Below are 16,547 nucleotides of genomic sequence, written 5' to 3' on the forward strand. Positions count from 1 at the left end.
GTTGGCATGCCTTTCGAAGCAGCACGCCAAGCCATGCCCGACGCCGCCATGACAGGCCTCCACTGGCGGCCCGCCTCCATGGGGGACCTGGACAACTGGGCCGGACTGATCGCCAGGACGGCCGCCGTCGAACGTCCCGCCTGGTATGAAAAGCGCGGCGACCTGATCCATGTCCTCGAGTCCAGCAAGAATCCTCCGCAAGCCAGCACGCTGCTGGGCTTCGACGCCGACGGGGTGGCACGGGCCTATGGGCGCATTACCAAGAACCCGGACGGCGACAACGCCACAGGGATGGCATGCGTTGACCCGGAGTGGCAGCAGCGCGGTATTGGCTCTGCCGTGCTGGTGTGGCAGGAAGAGCAAGTGCGCCAGCGCTTCAACGAGGACCAGGAGGCGGGACACACGACGGCGCCGCCAAGGCTTCGCATCCGCACTGAAGAGCAACACGACCACCAGGCCGCTCTGCTGATGGGGCACGGCTATGGAGCGGTGCGCTGGTTCAACGAGATGCACCGGACGTTGGCAACTGAACTGCCAGATGCTCCCCTGGGAAGCGGGCTCGAACTGCGGACGCTCGAACCACCCCTGTTCGAATCGGTGCGGCAGGCCCACAACGATGCTTTCCGTGACCATTGGGGGAGCGAACCCAGGGACAAGGAAGCATGGAGGTTCACTATCGAAGAACCCACCGCCAGGCATGACCTGAGCACCGTGGTGCTCGACCAGGCCACGGGTGACGTTGTGGGTTACCAACTGGCCAGCCACGACCCGGACGCGGCACGTGACCGCGGTTTCAAGGAGGGCTACACCGAACTCCTGGGGGTTCGACGAGCCTACCGGGGCAGGGGAATCGCCCAGGCCCTGCTGGCAGACGCCATGCGGCGATACTCGCTGGCCGGTATGGATGTCGCCTCCCTTGACGTTGACTCGGCCAACCCGACCGGCGCCTTGGAACTCTATCTTGGCATGGGCTACGAGCCGGTCAACCGCAGCATGACGTGGGAGAAAATGCTCTAGCCGTCCACGTCGTGCAGGTGGTGGACGACGTCATGGAGGAAGTACTGCGAGAACGTCAGCACGGTGAAGGCTGAGCCGTTGCTGCGGGTTCCTGTCCGCTCCCAGTCTTCCTCCCGGACCCGGGCAAAGGACTCGGCGATGGTGGCGCCCTCGGCTTCCAGTTCGTCGGCCACCGTCCGGGGGTCCGCGGAGCCGTACTCGCCGTCGATGGCTGCCTGGTCCTGGTTCCAATTGGCGAACTGTGCGTCGTCCTCGCTCAGCATCAGGTTCAACCGCTGGTCAAACAGGCTAAAAACATCGCGCACATGGCACGCATATTCCAAGGTGGACCAGGTGTGGTCGTTGGGACGTACCGCAACGTCCTCGCGGCGCAGCACAGCCCTCCACCTCGGCAGCATGTTCAGGACGGTGCCCGGCACTGTCGACGGGGTCACCGTAGCGGGATCGAAACCGCACTCATTGCAGGGCTCTGAGAGCACCCAGGTCCAGTCTTTTTCATCAGGGTTGATCGGCATGTCGCCAGTCTAAGCTGAACCGCGCGGACGTCTCGGCCAAAGCCAAAAAACGGGGTCGGTTTCCAATTACTTCCCGTCACGGCCAGGAGTAAAGTTCGTTCCGGGAGGAGAGCCGGAAAGAGAGAATCATGCTCAAAGATCAGCAAGTGGCTGCCGTTTTACCGGCGCAGGATCTGAAGCGGGCCCGCGGGTTCTACAGTGAGAAACTCGGACTCGAGCCAGAGAATCCGGACGCGGATGACAACCTCCAGTACAGGTGCGGTGATGGCACCGGGTTCCTTCTGTACGAGACCCCGAACGCGGGGACCGCACGGAATACCCAAATGGGTTGGATGGTCGATGACGTCGCAGCCACCGTCGAGGAGCTGCGCGGGAAGGGAGTGGCCTTCGAAGACTACGACTTCCCTGGCCTCAAGACGGAAAACGGCATCGCCACCATGCCCGACGGAAGCGCCGCCGCGTGGTTCCTGGACACCGAGGGGAACATACTGAGCCTGAACCAAATGGGTGGAAACGGTTAGCTTGGCAGATAAATGAGGGCCGGCGGTTAGTCACCGCCGGCCCTTGATTATGCCTCTGTACTGCCTTCTTCGGGCCAAGCCATGCTCGGCCCGATTGCTTCCACAGGCTGTGACAAAGGAACTCCCGAACCGTCCCGGCGCCCATGTTCGTGGGGCAGTGCCCTGGCCACACCGGCAGCGGAGGACGCCTTGGCCGGGCCATGGCCAGCCCAGGCCAGCAGCAGCGTGTCTTCACCCTTGAGGAAGCGGTGGACACGGACGCCGCCGGTGGCGCGGCCCTTCGCGGGATACTCTTCGAAGGCCGTCACCTTGGCAGTTCCCGGTGCCGTGCCGGGAAGGGCGCCGGTAGTGCCGGCAATGGTCACCACGACGGCGGCAGGATCGTTGGCGCGCACAGTACCGAAGTGGATGACCTGGTCGCCCGGTGCGAGCTTGATACCTGCCATGCCCCCTGCCGTCCTTCCCTGCGGGCGGACGTTGGAGGCACTGAACCGCAGCAATTGGGCTTGCCTGGTCACGAAGACGAGATCGACGTCGTCCTCCTGCGCAGGCTCCACGGCAAGTACCGAGTCTTTTTCCTTCAGCGCGATGATTTCCCAATCCTCGCGGTTAAGCGGGTAATCGGGCTGTACGCGCTTGACGACGCCCTGGACCGTTCCGATCGCCAGGACGGAGTCCAAGGGCACGAAGGCAACCAGGGTCTCGCCCTTGGTCAAGGTGATGAAGTCCTTTGCGGGCACGCCCCCTGCCAGGTTGGGGAGGCCGGAGACCGGCGGCAGGGCAGGCATGTCCATCACCTGCAGCCGGAGCATCCGGCCCTGGGAAGTGACGGCACCTATTTCACCGCGGGCGGTGGTCTTTACGACCGAACGGAACACATCGTGCTTCGCCCGTGGTCCGGCCTCCGCCAACGGTTCCTGGTTGGAAGTCCTGGCGATCTGGCCGGAGACACTGAGCAAAGCCCAGCAGGGGTCATCCGGAATCTCCAGTGGAAGTGCCGCCGCCTTGCCCTTGGGCCCCGGTGCCGCGGCCGCGAGGGCTGCGGCCACGGTGGGCGACACAGCCTCGGATTCAAGGAGCACGGTGCGCCGGGGAGTTCCGTACTTCTCGGCGATGACCCCGAGCTCGCCGGACACGAGGTCCCTGAGCAGCTCGTCGGAGGCGAGGATGGCCTCGAGTGCTTCGATTTCGCGGCGCAGCTCGTCCTGTTCCTTCTCCAGTTCCAGCCGCGAATACTTGGTCAGCTGCCGCAGGCGCAGTTCCAGGATGTAGTTCGCCTGGATTTCGGTGAGGTCGTAGATGGACATCAGCCGCTCGCGCGCAGCCGAGGCCTCGTCGGAGGAACGGATGATCTGGATGACCTCGTCGATGTCCACGATCGCGATCAACAGGCCCTCCACCAGGTGGAGGCGGTCCTTCTTCTTGCCCAGGCGGAACGAGGTCCGGCGGCGCACCACATTCAGGCGGTGCTCAACGTACACCTGGAGCAACTGCAGCAGGCCAAGCGTCTGCGGCTGGCCGTCCACCAGGGTCACGTTGTTGATGCCGAAGGAATCTTCCATGGGCGAATAGCGGTACAGCTGCTGGAGGACGGCGTTGGGGTTGAAGCCGTTCTTCAACTCGATGACCAGCCGGAGGCCGTGGTTCCGGTCCGTCAGGTCCACCACATCGCTGATGCCCGTCAACTTCTTGGCGTTGACGGCGTCCTTGATCTTCTCGATGACCTTTTCCGGGCCCACCATGTACGGGAGCTCGGTGACCACAAGCCCGGTGCGGCGGGCGGAGAGCTGTTCCACTTCCACCTTGGCGCGGGTCTTGAAGGAACCCCGCCCCGTTGCGTAGGCGTCGCGGATTCCGTCCAGGCCCACGATCCGGCCGCCGGTGGGGAGGTCAGGTCCGGGGACGAAACGCATGATGTCCTCGAGCGTGGCATCGGGATTGGCAATCAGGTGACGCGCAGCGGCGATGACCTCCACCAGGTTGTGGGGAGCCATGTTGGTGGCCATGCCCACAGCGATACCGGTGGTGCCGTTGACCAGCAGGTTGGGGAATGCTGCCGGGAGGACGTCCGGCTGCGTCAACTGGTTGTCGTAGTTGGGGACGAAGTCCACCACGTCTTCGTCGAGGTGGTCGGTCATGGTCAGGGCAGCGGCCGCGAGCCGGGCCTCCGTGTAACGCGGGGCGGCTGGACCGTCGTCGAGCGAGCCGAAGTTGCCGTGACCATCGATCAGCGGCAGGCGCAGGGAAAAGTCCTGGGCCATGCGCACCATGGCGTCGTATATCGCTGCGTCGCCGTGCGGGTGGAGCTTACCCATGACTTCGCCCACCACGCGTGCGCTCTTGACGTGCCCGCGGTCAGGGCGCAAACCCATGTCCGCCATCATGTACAGGATGCGCCGTTGAACAGGCTTCAATCCGTCGCGTGCGTCAGGGAGGGCGCGCGAATAAATCACCGAGTAGGCATACTCCAGGAAGGAGCCTTCCATCTCGGAAGTGACGTCGATATCGACGATGTTCTCGGTGAAATCGCCGAGGGGCTCGCCTTTGCGTGCGGGAGTTTGGCTGCGGGCCATGTGGTTGGTGGATCCTTGAAAGTCGTACTGCGGATGTTTTAGCTAGGCTAAGCCTATGGTGGATCAGCCCGGCGTCGGCATTTATCCGGAATATTGGGAGGCCGATGTCGTCCTGCGCGACGGCGGTACGGCGCATCTGCGGCCGATACGCCCCGAGGACGCCGATGCCCTGAAGGCATTTCACGCCGGCCAGTCCCAGGCGTCCATCTACATGCGGTTCTTTTCCTTCAAGCCCAGGCTCTCCGGCAAGGAAGTGCGGCGGTTCACCGAAGTGGACCACATCAACCGGGTGGCATTCGTGATCACCATCGGTGGCGAAATCATGGGCATTGGCCGGTACGACCGGCTGGACGATCCGCTGGAAGCCGAAGTCGCCTTCAACATTTCCGACGCACACCAGGGCCGGGGCATTGGTTCGATTCTCCTGGAGCACCTGGCCGTAGCCGCCCGCGAAAACGGCATCCGCCGCTTCACCGCCGAGGTCCTCCCGGACAACCGGAAGATGCTCATGGTGTTCGCGGACGCAGGCTACGACCTCAAACGGCAATTCGACGACGGCGTGGTCAGCGTTGAATTCAATATCGACCCCACGGAGAAATCCCGCGCCGTCATGGAGGCCCGTGAGCACCGCGCCGAGGCGCGCAGCGTGCGCGACCTTTTGTCGCCGTCGTCGGTTGCAGTTATTGGTGCCAGCCGCAAGTGGGGGACGGTGGGCTACCAGCTGCTTGAACACATCATCGAAGGGGGCTTCACGGGGCCGGTGTACGCCGTTAACCCGGAAGCGCTGGAACTGGCCGGCATGATGTCCTATGCCAAGTTGTCCGAGATCCCCGACCCGGTGCAGCTGGCCATCATCGCCGTTCCCTATGACGAGGTACCCAAGGTGGTGGACGACTGCGCCGCAGCGGGCGTGAAGGGCATTGTGGTGGCAACGGCGGGCTATGCCGATGACGGTGAACGCGGGCTCCTCCGCCAGCACGAGTTGGTCCGGCGCGCCCGGGCCAATGGCATGCGCGTCATCGGTCCGGAGTCCCTGGGGATCCTGAACACCCACCCGTCCGTGTCGCTGAACGCTTCCATGGCCCCGACCATGCCGCCCAGGGGCAGCCTGGGCTTGTTCAGCCAATCGGCAGCGGTCGGAGTGGCGGTCTACGCTGCCGCCAGCCGCCGTCGGCTCGGGTTGTCCTCCTTCCTCTCCGCCGGCAACCGCGCGGACGTTTCGGGCAACGACGCCATGCAATATTGGGAAGACGACGCCGATACCTCCGCTGTAGGCCTCTACCTTGAATCGATCGGCAACCCCCGCAAGTTCTCCCGCCTGGCACGGCGCCTGTCCCGCAGCAAACCGGTCATCGTGGCCAAGTCCGACGTCACCGGGCTCAGCTTGCCGCCGGGCCACGAGGTCCGGACCACGCAGGCCCCGGGAGCGGCGGTGGACGCCATGATGCGGCAGGCGGGCGTCATACGCGTCGAGACCATCGAGCAGCTCATGGACATCGCCCAGATCGTGTCCACGCAGGCGCTGCCCAAAGGGCCGGGACTTGCTGTGTATTCGAATTCCGTGGCGCTCGGCAAAGTGGTGGCCGACACCGCGGTTCCGCTCGGACTGGACGTCAACCGCCTGGTGACCGACGTCGATCTTGACGCCGGCATGTCGCTGGCGTTGCCGGCCCTGCGGGCCAGCCTCCAGGAGAGCTTGGCTGACGAGTCCGTCCACGCAGTGGTTGCAGCCCTCCTCCCGGCCCGTGGCCTCACAGTGGAGGCCTTGGCGGGGGTGCTGGCCGAATGCAGCGCCGAGGCGGGCAAGCCCGTGGTAGCGGCCTTCACGGGGATCCTGGATTTTTCGGTCCATGTGGAGGGCATGGTGGGCTTGTCGGGAAAACCGGCGCTGCCGTGCTTCTCCAATGCCGGCGCCGCCGTCGCTGCCTTGGCGGCTATCGTCCGGTATGCGCAATGGCGTGACCGTGACCAGGGGCTTTTCGTCGAACCTGTTGGCTGCGACGTGGACGGCACGCGCGAGACCCTCGCATCGATGCTCGCCGGAGTGACCGGCGAGAAGCTGCGGAAGCTCGACGCCGGTGCGGCCGCGGCGTTGCTGGGCGGCTACGGCATCAAGGTGGTCCCCACCTACGGTTTCGGTACGCCGGACGAGGCCGTGGCCGCAGCGGACAAGGCCGGATGGCCTGTGGTCCTGAAGACCACGGATCCAGCCCTGCGGCATCGGTTGGACCTGGGCGGCGTCCGGCTTGACATCCAGGACCCTGAATCGCTGCGGCAAAACATTGCCCAGATGCGTCGCGCGCTCGAACCCTACGGCTCACCGGCGCTGGAAGTGCAGGCCATGGCACCGGTGGGGCAGGCGTGCACTTTCCGTGCCATGGAAGACCCCCTGCTCGGCCCGGTGCTCTCCTTTGGGCTTGCCGGTGATGCCGTGAACCTGCTTGACGATTGGGCACACCGGGTCCCACCTCTTTCCGCGGCGGACCTGCATGACGTGATCCGTTCACCACGCGCGTCCCGGAAACTCTTCGGTTACCAGGGGCTGCCGGCAGTGGATGTTGAAGCGTTGGAGGACGTTGCCGCCCGCCTGGCCAAGCTCAAGGACGACCACCCGGGCATTGCGCTGGTTGAGTTCAATCCGGTGCTGGCCGGGCCGTCAGGTGCCACGATCCTGGCTGCCGATGTGTGGATAGGCAATGCGGCCCAGCGCACGGACAGTGCCCGGCGGGCCATGCGGGGTTAGCCACAGGGACGGCCATCGCGGTTAGGAAGTCACCCGGCGATCTGTGAAAATGGGGGTATGAGCACCCAGTCTCCGACGCCTCAATCCCGCCCGTCCACCACCGGGAACCATGCCGCGCACAACCACGCCACGCAGGGACAAAGCCTGGACCAGGCGTTGCAGCAGGCGGGGTTCTATCCGCGGCTGGTGGCCGACGTCGTTGATGACGCCTTGGACGGCCGTGAGTGCCTGTCCCATCTGGTCCACCTGGAAACGCACTTCGACCGGGCCGAGGTCCGCCGCCACATCACCGTCCTGGTGCTGACCGAGGACATGCTGGTCATCACGCATGTTGACGATCAGCAACTGGACGAAGCGGGGGAGCAGATCGTAGCCCAGATCTCCACCGAGTCCGTGCCCGTAGCCCAGATCCGCTCTGTGGTCCTCAGTTACATGTACTCCCAGCCGCAGAACTACAAGTCCTCGGACCCCGTCCGTGAATTGACCGTCTCCATTGCCTGGTCAGGCGGACAAAGGCTCGACATGGGACCCGCCAGCTGCGGGGATCCACAGTGCGAGGCTGATCACGGCTACAGCGGAACCATCGCCCAGGAGGACATCGTCCTGCGCATCAGCGCCGAAGCCGATGGCCTGCAGGCAGTCCAGGACGCCAAGCTCTTTGCCCGCGCCCTGCGCGCAGTGAACACCGGCAACCCTGCTCCCGTCCAGCACGCCACCATCCCCGCTCCGAGGCCCCGTTCAGGGGTCTTCAGCAACCGCTTGAGCCGCGGACACCAGCGTTGAGCGAAACGGCACAGACAGGCCGATCCATCGACATTCCCGCGCCCCCCTTGTTCGGGACCAAGTCGATAGCCGAGGTTCTCACCAGTTCCGCCGCTGCGCTTGGCTTGCCGGGCTTCACCAACCAGCTTCAATTGCCGGCCTCACAGCGGGTCTGCGTCGTCCTCGCCGACGGATTGGGCCGGAGCCTGTTGAAGCAGAAGGCCTCCCACACTCCCTTTCTCCGGTCCGTCATTGCCGGGGGCCAGCGCAATGTCCCGCAATGGATCGACTCCGCGTTCCCCAGTACCACGGCGGCCTCCCTGGCGAGCCTTGGTACAGGGTTGCCCGCGGGTCAGCACGGGATGGTGGGCTACGACGTCCTTGACCCCGCACAGGACAAAGTGGTCAATCTCCTGGGCAATTGGGATGCCCAGGTGAATCCGGGGCAGTGGCAGCCCAACCCCACCGTTTTTGAGCGCGTGGCGTCCGAGCTGGACGTCGTGACCGTCAGCCTGCCACAGTTCGGCAATTCCCCCATGACCCAGGCGGCACTCCGTGGTAGCCGCTTCGTGGGCGGCACCACCCTGCATGCCCGGACTGCCGCGGCGGCGGAAGCCATGGCCGGAGGTGGAAAGTCGTTGATGTACTTCTACCTCAACGAGCTCGACAAGGCCGGACACCGCTATGGTTGCCAGTCGGACCGCTGGGAGCATCAGCTCGAAGAACTCGACTCCACCGTGAAAAGGCTCTCCGCAACTCTTCCTGCAGGTACCACCATCCTGCTCACCGGTGACCACGGCATGCTGGACGTTCCCGAATCCCAACGGATCGACTACTCTGCCGCCGAGTCGCTGGTAGCTGGTGTCCGGCACACAGCCGGTGAACCCCGCATGGTGCATCTCTACCTCGAACCCGACGCCACCGAAGCCCACCGGGACGCGCTCCTTGCCGCCTGGCGGAAGCGGTTTGGCGAGCGTATCTGGGCTTTCACCAGGGAACAGGCAGTGGATGCCGGTTTGTTCGGTGCAGTGCGTCCGGACGTCGCTCCCCGCATCGGTGATGTGATGATCGCGGCCCGCGACACCCTGGCACTGTACGACACCCGCAGAGTCCGCCCCGCGTCCCTTGAAGTCGTAGGCCAGCATGGATCGCTGACCAAAACGGAGCGGGAAGTGCCACTGCTGTGCTTTACCGCTGCCGGCAGGAAGGGCAAGCGTGGCTGAGCTGGTCTTCTTCTCTGGCACCATGGACTGTGGAAAGTCCACGCTCGCACTGCAAATGGACCACAACCACCGCGCACGCGGCCGGGGCGGCATTCGCTTCAGCTGCAATGACCGTGCCGGCGACTCCACGATTTCCAGCCGCCTGGGACTGCGTACCGATGCCGTGGAGGTGGAAAGCGGTACGGATTTTTGGGACGAAGTGGTGGTCCGGCGTACCAGCGGACTCCGCGTCGACTATCTCATCTGTGACGAGGCGCAGTTCTACTCACCCTCCCAGGTCGAGCAACTGGCGCGCGTTGTGGACGAGATGGATGTGGACGTTTTCGCTTTCGGAATCACGTCCGACTTCCGCACCCGCTTGTTTCCCGGATCACAGCGACTCATAGAGCTTGCCGACAAAGTGCAGGTCCTGCAGGTCGAAGCGTTGTGCTGGTGCGGCCGCCGGGCAACCCAAAACGCACGCACCGTGAACGGGATCATGGTGGTCGAAGGTGAGCAGGTGATGGTGGGCGACGTTGCTGCCGCTGACGATGCACCTTTCGCGGGCGTCGTGGGCTACGAAACCTTGTGCCGCCGCCACTACATGCGGCGCGTCACAGCGCACGGTGCCAACCTGATGGCGGGAGGGGACCAGCCGCTTCCGTTCGACGTCGACGCCTGCCTGTGGCCCGGGGCCGGGGAGCTTCCGCGGCCGTAGGCGCCTGAGCAGTCAGTCTCCCCGGGCTCCAAAGACGATCTCGTCCCAACTCGGGATGCTGGACCTCTTGGGTCGTGACGGCTGGCGTTCAGCAGGAGCCTCAACGTCCTTGCCGCCCTCACGGTCCTTGGCGTCGTCAGCCGGTGCCGGCTGCACAAGGCTGCCTTCCGCCTCATCGCCGGTGGACCCCTCATCGCTCCTTGAAGGGGCCTGGGTGCTGCCGCCCAACAGTTCATCCAGCCCAGCGGGCTTGCGTGCCGTCAAGGACGTGACAGGGCGCAGGGGACTGGCCACAACCGTGATCTCACGGGTATCAGTGCTGACGCCCTGGTGGAGCTTCAAGACATCGTCGTCATCCTCGGAACCAGCATGCCGTGGCGCCAGGCTCAGACGGGAAAGCATGGAAGGGCGGCCGTCCTTGCGGGCAGGTTCTTCCGGGGTTGCAGGGACCGGTTCAGGGGCATCTTCGGCGGCTTCTGCGAGGACTTCCTCAACTTCTTCGCCTGGCCGCGGGTGGGCCGCCGGAACATTGCTCAGGAGGACTGCGAGGGCGTCATCGCCGTCTTCGTCCACGCCCAATCGCTGCCCACGGCGTGAGCGGAGCATCTCCAGCAGGCTGTCTGATTCCTTGGCGGAGGCACGCGCTGCCGAATCGGCGTCGTTCTCAAAATCGAAGGGCCGGTCCGAAACCGCGGCCAGGCGCCGGGCAGGAACCGGTCCGTCCAGGGGCTCGAGCTCGCTGAGCTGCTGGGCCCAACGGTTGGCGTTCTGGAGTGACTTGCGTTGGGGGCTGAAGGTCCACATGGCGGGCGGCTCTTCGCCGATGTTTCCGTGGGTTCCAGGGACCGTTTCAAAACGCGCGACGACGGTCCAGGAACCGTCCGGACGGCGCCAGGAGTCCCATTCGACCGTGGCCGAGTCGATGCCGTGGGCGGACAGCCGGTGATCCACCATGTCGCCAAGGGTGGCCGGTTGGTCGCCAAAGACCGAACGGTACATGTCGTGACCGGGGGCGGGCGAAGCGACTTCGATTCCGCGTGCCTGGCGGACCACGTACTCACGCTCTGCAAGGACGGGGCCTTCGTAACGCTGTACGTTCGCCAGGGGGAGCCCGGAGAGTTCGGCGACCTCCGCTGCGGTGGCCCCGCTCCGGATCCTGGCCTGGATATCCCGGGGGGACATGGCAATGGGAGTATTCGAGGCCCGCGCCGCCACCTGGGCAGGGGTCCGGCTCGCCGCGGCCCGGAGGGCCTCGTCGATCGGAAGCTGGAACATCGCCCCACCGGGGCCGCTGAGCAGGAGATGCCCGCCGTCGTCGTGGACTCCTACCAGTCGTAGATCCTGCATAACACCCTCCACCACATGGCATAACTGACATTCGAAACTCTGCCACCCGTCACGCTCTTTTCCTACTAGGACAAAGGGCGTGCCGTGATATTCCCTTGAATCAGCCCCGGCGATGAGGTTGGCCCAAGGCCGGACCTCTGGACATTCAGTGGTGGGGGGAGGAAAATCTGCCGGATATCGGGCACAAAACCCAGGCGTCCGGCGTTGCATCGTTACCGGCGGCGGGGACTGATCCGCCCGACCGGGAACCCAACCGGAGCAGGTACGGAGGATGAAGCAGGACCATGGCAACGGATTATGATGCCCCTCGCAAGACCGAGGAAGACGCCAGCGAGGACTCCCTTGAGGAGCTCAAGACGCGCCAGTCAGGGAAGCAATCCTCAGCGGTCGACGTCGACGAGGCCGAGCTCGCCGATGGCTTCGAGCTCCCGGGAGCCGATCTGTCGGGGGAGGAGCTCCTGATTCAGGTCATGCCTCCCCAGGCTGACGAATTTACGTGCTTCAACTGCTTCCTGGTCAAGCACAGGTCGCAAATCGCCGCAGAACGGGGCGGCCACCTTTACTGCACGGAGTGCGAAAGCTGAGGGACCGGCCTCCCGTTTCTCAGGACTGGCGCGCCGTGAGGGCAGAAACCAGTTCCTCCGGCCTGCGGGACGATGCGAGCCAGTAGGGGGTGCGGTCTGCGGGATCCGTGATCTCGATCTTGACCACGGGGTCGATCCAGCCGCGGAAGCACATGTACGCCAGGCCGTTGAGGCGCGGGCCGCGTTCCGCCGTCGCTTCGCCCTTCCTGAAGGCCTCCACGGTGCCGACGAACCTGCGGTCGATGCTTGCCCGGCCTACGCGCACGGTGTCCGCGGTAACGGTGATGGTGGGGGTCGAGAGCACCAGCATCACGGTCATGATGGCCAGGAGTGCGATCGCTGCGATGATTCCGGTCGCCACGCTGATGGGGCCGAACATGAGAAGGCCTGCGCTGGAAAGGCCAACAACGACAATCCAGATCCACGGTGACGGCCACAGCTTTTCGCTGTACAGGACCCCGGAAGATGAGGGGGTGTTCCGGGCAGGCACGGGTGAAGACTGGTCAGGCGTAGGCATGGGACCAGCTTATCGGGCGATCGACTCCCAGCGGGTTCACAGGCAACGGTGGCCATGGACGGGGACCTTCCCGCCGGGCCCGGTCCCCGTAGAATGGACGACTGTGAGCAACGAGACCGCAGTATTCAGTTCAGACGCCGCCTCCGTCAACGCGGACAGCGGCAACACCGCCCCGTCCTACGGCGCCCCCACTTTGGAGGTGCAGCTTAAAATGCTCGACGCCGGGTTGGAGGCACCCTCGTACGCCCACCCCGGAGACGCGGGAGCCGACCTGCGGTCCCGCGAGGACGTGCACTTGGCCCCCGGTGAGCGGAAGCTTGTGCCGACGGGCGTGTCCATTGCGCTGCCGGACGGATTCGTGGCCCTTATCCACCCGCGCTCGGGCCTCGCCACCAAGCACGGACTGACAGTCGTTAACGCTCCTGGAACGGTGGACGCGGGCTACCGCGGCGAAATCGCCGTGACCCTGCTCAATACCGACCAGAACCACGCCATCGACCTCAAACGCGGCGATAGAATTGCACAAATGGTGATTCAACGCGTCGAATATGCGCGGTTCGTGGCTGTCGACCAGCTCTCTGATTCCGTTCGGGGTACCGGCGGTTTCGGATCCACCGGCGGCTTCAACGCACCGACCACCCCTGCAAACCACTGACCCTGGCAAGCGCTGGCATCTGAATCCCGCCGCATTGCAGTTGTTTTACGTGGTTGCGGTTTACTTGGGGATAGACCACTACTAAGGAGAAAACCCCATGCTTTTTGGGCGCGGCAAGAAGTCCAAGGACGAGCAAGCGGAATCCGCTGCCGCCGTCGATGAATCCGGTACGGCAGAAGAAAGCGCGGAGCCTGGCACCCCCGGCGACTTCCGGCTCAGCAAGGGTCCATTGGATATCGATGAAATCGAGGACCGTGACGGTTATGTGGACCTGGGCGCGTTGCTGATCGCCCCTGCCGAAGGGCTGCAGCTGCGGCTCGAGGTGGAAGAAGCCACCCAGCGCGTCGTCGCCGTCACCATGGACCTTGCCGGGTCCAGCCTGCAGCTCCAGGCTTTTGCCGCCCCGCGGTCAGAGGGCCTGTGGGATGAAATCCGTGAGCAGATCACCCAATCCGTCGTCAGCCAGGGCGGCGAAACCGAGGAGATCTCCGGTGCGTTCGGCACGGAACTGGTCGCGAAGCTTCCGGCGCAAGCCACTGACGGCAGCCACGGGTTCCGGGCGGCCCGTTTCATGGGAGTCGACGGACCCCGCTGGTTCCTCCGGGGAGTGCTCGGGGGAGAAGCGGCCCTGGACCGCGACGCAGCGGCTGGCCTTGAAGAGCTTTTCCGGCGTGTTGTGGTAGTCCGGGGCGACAACCCGATGCCCCCACGTGAGTTGCTGCAGCTTCGCCTGCCCAAGGACGCAACCGCTGCCGGGCAGCCCGGGGCTCCGCAGGGCGCACCCGGCCTGCAGCAACCCGAACGTGGTCCGGAGATTACCCAGATTGGCTGACAAGCCCGCCCGAAACGGGTTTGCAGATCGATCGCCGCTGGGGGAGGGCGTGCGGGACCTGCCCACCCGCGGCAGGGCAACCTGTACGGGTTACATCGAGTCGGTTACGCACCAGCCACCCAGCGAACAGCCCTTCTTCTCCGCAGTGGTCGTGGACGCACTGGAGCATGGAAGCGAGTCCCTGCTCCTGTCCAAGGGCGCCCGGAGGCCGTTTGACCGGCTCCGGGTCATCTGGTTGGGCAGGACGCGTGTTCCCGGGATCGAGGCCGGTGTACGGCTTCGCCTGAACGGCATGGTGACCCAGCTCGACGGCCTGCCGGCAATGTTCAATCCACGCTACGAAATTCTCTCCCGTCAGGAGCACCTATGACCGTGGCCAATGGTTCAGAGCCGAAGGACAACGCAGGGGCGACGCCGCGCGGCGATGAAACGCCGGCCGTGACCCCCGACAACCGGCCCAGCATGGCCGACCTCGCTGCAGGCTACGCGGGAAAAGCGGGCCTCCAGCGAAACAGTGCGGGCCACGTGGACATGCTCAAGTCCGCCGGAGGAATCCAAGGGATCGCCGAGAGCATTCTGCCCGGACTGGTCTTCCTGGTGGTGTTCACCATCACGCGGGACCTGGGTCCTTCCCTCATCGCCGCCCTGGCGTCGGCAGCGATTTTCACCGTGGTTCGGCTGGTTCAACGGCGCCCCCTGACGCAGGCCGTTGCCGGCATCGTCGGCGTCGGTATTTCGGCCTGGCTGGCCAACACCACCGGCAAAGCTGAAGACTTCTACGTTCTTGGTTTCTTCACCAACATCGCCTACATTGCGGCCATGTTGGTGTCGATCGCCATCAAGTGGCCCGTGGCTGGCCTGCTCTTCGGCTTCGTGCGCAACGAGGGCCTGGACTGGCGCAAGGACCCGGAACGGCTTCGCGCCTACAAACTGGGAACCTGGATCGTGGCAGCAGTGCTCGCACTGCGCCTCGTGGTCCAGGTGCCCCTCTACTTCATGGGCGAAGCAGGCCTGACGGCATTGGCCACCACGAGGCTCCTGATGGGTGCGCCGCTGTATATCCTCGGCCTTTGGGTAGCCTGGCTGGTCACCAAGCCGGCAACTCAGCCGTCGAAGCCGTCGTCGTCGGCGGACTGATCCAGCACACCGTTGCCGTCCTGGCCGCCGAGCTCCGAGCCCGGTGACAGGAGGGCGCGCAGGCCATCCTCGGCAGCGATGGTGGTGACGAAGAACAGTTCGTCGCCGCCGTCAAGGACGTCGTCGCGGGTGGGCGTGATGGGGGCCTGGTCGCGCAGGATGGCCACCAAAGTGGAGTCGTCCGGCCAGTCGATGTCGCCCACGGTGCTTCCAATGACGTGGGAGTCATGCGGAACGGTGAACTCGACGATCGACGCAACGCCGGTCTGGAGGGTCAGCAGGCGCACGATGTCGCCGATCTCCACCGCTTCTTCCACCAGTGCGGTCATCAGTTGCGGGGTGTTTACTGCGACGTCGACGCCCCAGGAATCGTTGAACATCCAGTCGTTCTTCGGGTTGTTGACCCGTCCCACTGTGCGCCCGACGCCGAATTCGGTCTTGGCGAGCAAGGAGACCACCAGGTTCACTTTGTCGTCACCCGTGGCGGAAACCACGACGTCGGCATCCTCCAGTTTGGCGTCCTGCAACGTGCTGAGTTCGCAAGCATCACCCACCAGCCAACGCGCACCCCGGAGCCCGCTGCGGCCGATGACCTCGGGCTTGAGGTCAATGAGCAGTATCTGGTGCTTGTGGGACAGCAGCTCACGGGCAATGGATGAGCCGACGCTGCCTGCGCCAACAATGACAACTTTCACTAAGACTCCTTGGCGGGTGCTTTGGCGAGGATCCGGGTGATCTCGGATGTTCGGTCCAGGCTCACCATGGCGTGGACGGTGTCGCCCTCCTGGTAAGCCGTACCTGGGTGGGGGAGGAGGCCTTCGCCAAAGCGCGTCAGGAAGGCGATGCGGATCCCCGAAGCGGCCTCGATGGAGGACAGGCTGTGTCCGATCCAGGCCTCGTGCAGGTCCACTTCGGCAAGGATGAGCCGGCCGGACGGTTCGCGGTAGTCGCCGGCCAAGTGCTGCTCGGGAAGTATTCGGCGCAGCACCTGGTCCGCGCTCCAGCGCACGGCAGCAACGGTGGGGATGCCCAGCCGCTGGTAGATTTCGGCGCGGCCGGGATCGTAGATACGTGCCACGACGTGGGCCACATGGAACGTCTCCCTGGCCACCCGGGTAGCCAGGATGTTCGAGTTGTCGCCGCTGGAAACCGCTGCGAAAGCGTACGCGTCTTCCACGCCCGCCTGCTTGAGGGTGTCCCGGTCGAAGCCAACGCCGGTGACCTTCCGGCCGCCGAAAGTGTGGCGCAACCGGCGGAAGGCCCGCTCATCCTGATCGATGATGGCCACTGAGTGGCCGGCATCCTCCAAAGTATGTGCCAGGGTTGCGCCAACACGCCCGCAACCCATGATCACGAAGTGAGCCACCATGTCTCCTTATGTGTGTTGTCCGTGCCGCTCGGTATGACTTTACCGCCGAGACGGG

17 protein-coding genes are annotated in these 16,547 nt (G+C 64.8%); 11 read left to right on the forward strand and 6 right to left on the reverse strand.

Features of this window, described 5'->3' with window-relative positions; translation table 11 throughout:
* Positions 1-6: 6 nt before the first annotated feature.
* On the forward strand, positions 7-1,017 hold the full coding sequence (locus QRM57_RS16010; protein ID WP_284987280.1) for a GNAT family N-acetyltransferase: 1,011 nt from the start codon (positions 7-9) through the stop codon (positions 1,015-1,017).
* Here the strand turns inward: QRM57_RS16010 and QRM57_RS16015 are convergent.
* A complete protein-coding gene (locus tag QRM57_RS16015) occupies positions 1,014-1,532 on the reverse strand; it encodes a DinB family protein (RefSeq protein WP_284987281.1) in 519 nt (172 codons plus the stop codon). The genes QRM57_RS16010 and QRM57_RS16015 overlap by 4 nt on opposite strands.
* 128 nt (positions 1,533-1,660) lie before the next feature.
* Here QRM57_RS16015 and QRM57_RS16020 point away from each other — a divergent pair, with 128 nt between their 5' ends.
* Positions 1,661-2,053 (forward strand): VOC family protein, encoded by a 393-nt coding sequence (locus QRM57_RS16020; RefSeq protein ID WP_257368390.1) that lies wholly within the window; start codon positions 1,661-1,663, stop codon positions 2,051-2,053.
* 47 nt (positions 2,054-2,100) lie between these two features.
* Here the strand turns inward: QRM57_RS16020 and QRM57_RS16025 are convergent, their stop codons facing one another.
* The gene (locus QRM57_RS16025; protein ID WP_284987282.1) at positions 2,101-4,626 is read right to left on the reverse strand and encodes a DNA gyrase/topoisomerase IV subunit A; all 2,526 of its coding nucleotides are present in this window, start codon (positions 4,624-4,626) and stop codon (positions 2,101-2,103) included.
* A 55-nt stretch (positions 4,627-4,681) separates the two neighbouring features.
* Here QRM57_RS16025 and QRM57_RS16030 point away from each other — a divergent pair, with 55 nt between their 5' ends.
* From QRM57_RS16030 to QRM57_RS16045, 4 genes are read left to right on the forward strand one after another with little or no spacing between them, the layout of a single operon-like run.
* On the forward strand, positions 4,682-7,369 hold the full coding sequence (locus tag QRM57_RS16030) for a bifunctional acetate--CoA ligase family protein/GNAT family N-acetyltransferase (protein WP_284987283.1): 2,688 nt from the start codon (positions 4,682-4,684) through the stop codon (positions 7,367-7,369).
* A 57-nt stretch (positions 7,370-7,426) separates the two neighbouring features.
* The gene (locus QRM57_RS16035) at positions 7,427-8,152 is read left to right on the forward strand and encodes a DUF5998 family protein (protein WP_284987284.1); all 726 of its coding nucleotides are present in this window, start codon (positions 7,427-7,429) and stop codon (positions 8,150-8,152) included.
* Entirely contained in the window at positions 8,149-9,354 is a 1,206-nt protein-coding gene (locus QRM57_RS16040) for an alkaline phosphatase family protein (protein ID WP_284987285.1), read from the forward strand. Before QRM57_RS16035 ends, QRM57_RS16040 begins: the two co-directional genes overlap by 4 nt.
* Positions 9,347-10,051: a thymidine kinase gene (locus tag QRM57_RS16045; protein ID WP_284987286.1), complete on the forward strand. Its 705-nt coding sequence runs from the start codon at positions 9,347-9,349 to the stop codon at positions 10,049-10,051. Before QRM57_RS16040 ends, QRM57_RS16045 begins: the two co-directional genes overlap by 8 nt.
* A gap of 12 nt (positions 10,052-10,063) precedes the next feature.
* Here QRM57_RS16045 and sepH read toward each other — a convergent pair whose 3' ends face one another.
* Positions 10,064-11,398, reverse strand: a complete 1,335-nt coding sequence (gene sepH / locus QRM57_RS16050) for a septation protein SepH (RefSeq protein WP_257368384.1) — start codon at positions 11,396-11,398, stop codon at positions 10,064-10,066.
* 284 nt (positions 11,399-11,682) lie between these two features.
* On the opposite strand from sepH, the gene QRM57_RS16055 reads away from it, so the two are divergent.
* On the forward strand, positions 11,683-11,982 hold the full coding sequence (locus QRM57_RS16055) for a DUF4193 domain-containing protein (RefSeq protein WP_235520493.1): 300 nt from the start codon (positions 11,683-11,685) through the stop codon (positions 11,980-11,982).
* Between the two features lie 19 nt (positions 11,983-12,001).
* On the opposite strand, the gene QRM57_RS16060 is transcribed toward QRM57_RS16055, so the two are convergent.
* Entirely contained in the window at positions 12,002-12,499 is a 498-nt protein-coding gene (locus tag QRM57_RS16060) for a DUF3093 domain-containing protein (RefSeq protein ID WP_257368382.1), read from the reverse strand.
* Between the two features lie 103 nt (positions 12,500-12,602).
* On the opposite strand from QRM57_RS16060, the gene dut reads away from it, so the two are divergent.
* The 4 genes from dut (at position 12,603) to QRM57_RS16080 (ending at position 15,123) form a co-directional block, all read left to right on the forward strand.
* Positions 12,603-13,154 (forward strand): dUTP diphosphatase, encoded by a 552-nt coding sequence (dut, locus tag QRM57_RS16065; RefSeq protein WP_257368380.1) that lies wholly within the window; start codon positions 12,603-12,605, stop codon positions 13,152-13,154.
* A gap of 97 nt (positions 13,155-13,251) precedes the next feature.
* On the forward strand, positions 13,252-13,986 hold the full coding sequence (locus QRM57_RS16070; RefSeq protein ID WP_257368379.1) for a DUF3710 domain-containing protein: 735 nt from the start codon (positions 13,252-13,254) through the stop codon (positions 13,984-13,986).
* Complete coding sequence (locus QRM57_RS16075; RefSeq protein ID WP_257368378.1) at positions 13,979-14,356, forward strand: hypothetical protein; 378 nt, start codon at positions 13,979-13,981, stop codon at positions 14,354-14,356. Before QRM57_RS16070 ends, QRM57_RS16075 begins: the two co-directional genes overlap by 8 nt.
* The gene (locus QRM57_RS16080) at positions 14,353-15,123 is read left to right on the forward strand and encodes a DUF3159 domain-containing protein (protein ID WP_284987287.1); all 771 of its coding nucleotides are present in this window, start codon (positions 14,353-14,355) and stop codon (positions 15,121-15,123) included. The genes QRM57_RS16075 and QRM57_RS16080 overlap by 4 nt, the downstream gene beginning before the upstream one ends.
* Here QRM57_RS16080 and QRM57_RS16085 read toward each other — a convergent pair.
* A complete protein-coding gene (locus QRM57_RS16085) occupies positions 15,090-15,818 on the reverse strand; it encodes a potassium channel family protein (RefSeq protein ID WP_257368375.1) in 729 nt (242 codons plus the stop codon). The two genes, QRM57_RS16080 and QRM57_RS16085, sit on opposite strands and share 34 nt — an antisense overlap.
* Positions 15,818-16,489 (reverse strand): potassium channel family protein, encoded by a 672-nt coding sequence (locus tag QRM57_RS16090; protein WP_235520547.1) that lies wholly within the window; start codon positions 16,487-16,489, stop codon positions 15,818-15,820. The genes QRM57_RS16085 and QRM57_RS16090 overlap by 1 nt, the downstream gene beginning before the upstream one ends.
* Positions 16,490-16,547: the final 58 nt, after the last annotated feature.

It is taken from the genome of Arthrobacter sp. fls2-241-R2A-172, assembly GCF_030208885.1.
Taxonomy (GTDB): domain Bacteria; phylum Actinomycetota; class Actinomycetes; order Actinomycetales; family Micrococcaceae; genus Arthrobacter.

Excerpts from the sequence above, each read along its gene's own strand:
- QRM57_RS16010 (WP_284987280.1), top strand. The coding sequence starts at position 7 with ATGCCTTTCGAAGCAGCACGCCAAGCCATGCCCGACGCCGCCATGACA.
- QRM57_RS16015 (WP_284987281.1), bottom strand. The coding sequence starts at position 1,532 with ATGCCGATCAACCCTGATGAAAAAGACTGGACCTGGGTGCTCTCAGAG.
- QRM57_RS16020 (WP_257368390.1), top strand. The coding sequence starts at position 1,661 with ATGCTCAAAGATCAGCAAGTGGCTGCCGTTTTACCGGCGCAGGATCTG.
- QRM57_RS16025 (WP_284987282.1), bottom strand. The coding sequence starts at position 4,626 with ATGGCCCGCAGCCAAACTCCCGCACGCAAAGGCGAGCCCCTCGGCGAT.
- QRM57_RS16030 (WP_284987283.1), top strand. The coding sequence starts at position 4,682 with ATGGTGGATCAGCCCGGCGTCGGCATTTATCCGGAATATTGGGAGGCC.
- QRM57_RS16035 (WP_284987284.1), top strand. The coding sequence starts at position 7,427 with ATGAGCACCCAGTCTCCGACGCCTCAATCCCGCCCGTCCACCACCGGG.
- sepH (WP_257368384.1), bottom strand. The coding sequence starts at position 11,398 with ATGCAGGATCTACGACTGGTAGGAGTCCACGACGACGGCGGGCATCTC.
- QRM57_RS16055 (WP_235520493.1), top strand. The coding sequence starts at position 11,683 with ATGGCAACGGATTATGATGCCCCTCGCAAGACCGAGGAAGACGCCAGC.
- QRM57_RS16060 (WP_257368382.1), bottom strand. The coding sequence starts at position 12,499 with ATGCCTACGCCTGACCAGTCTTCACCCGTGCCTGCCCGGAACACCCCC.
- QRM57_RS16070 (WP_257368379.1), top strand. The coding sequence starts at position 13,252 with ATGCTTTTTGGGCGCGGCAAGAAGTCCAAGGACGAGCAAGCGGAATCC.
- QRM57_RS16080 (WP_284987287.1), top strand. The coding sequence starts at position 14,353 with ATGACCGTGGCCAATGGTTCAGAGCCGAAGGACAACGCAGGGGCGACG.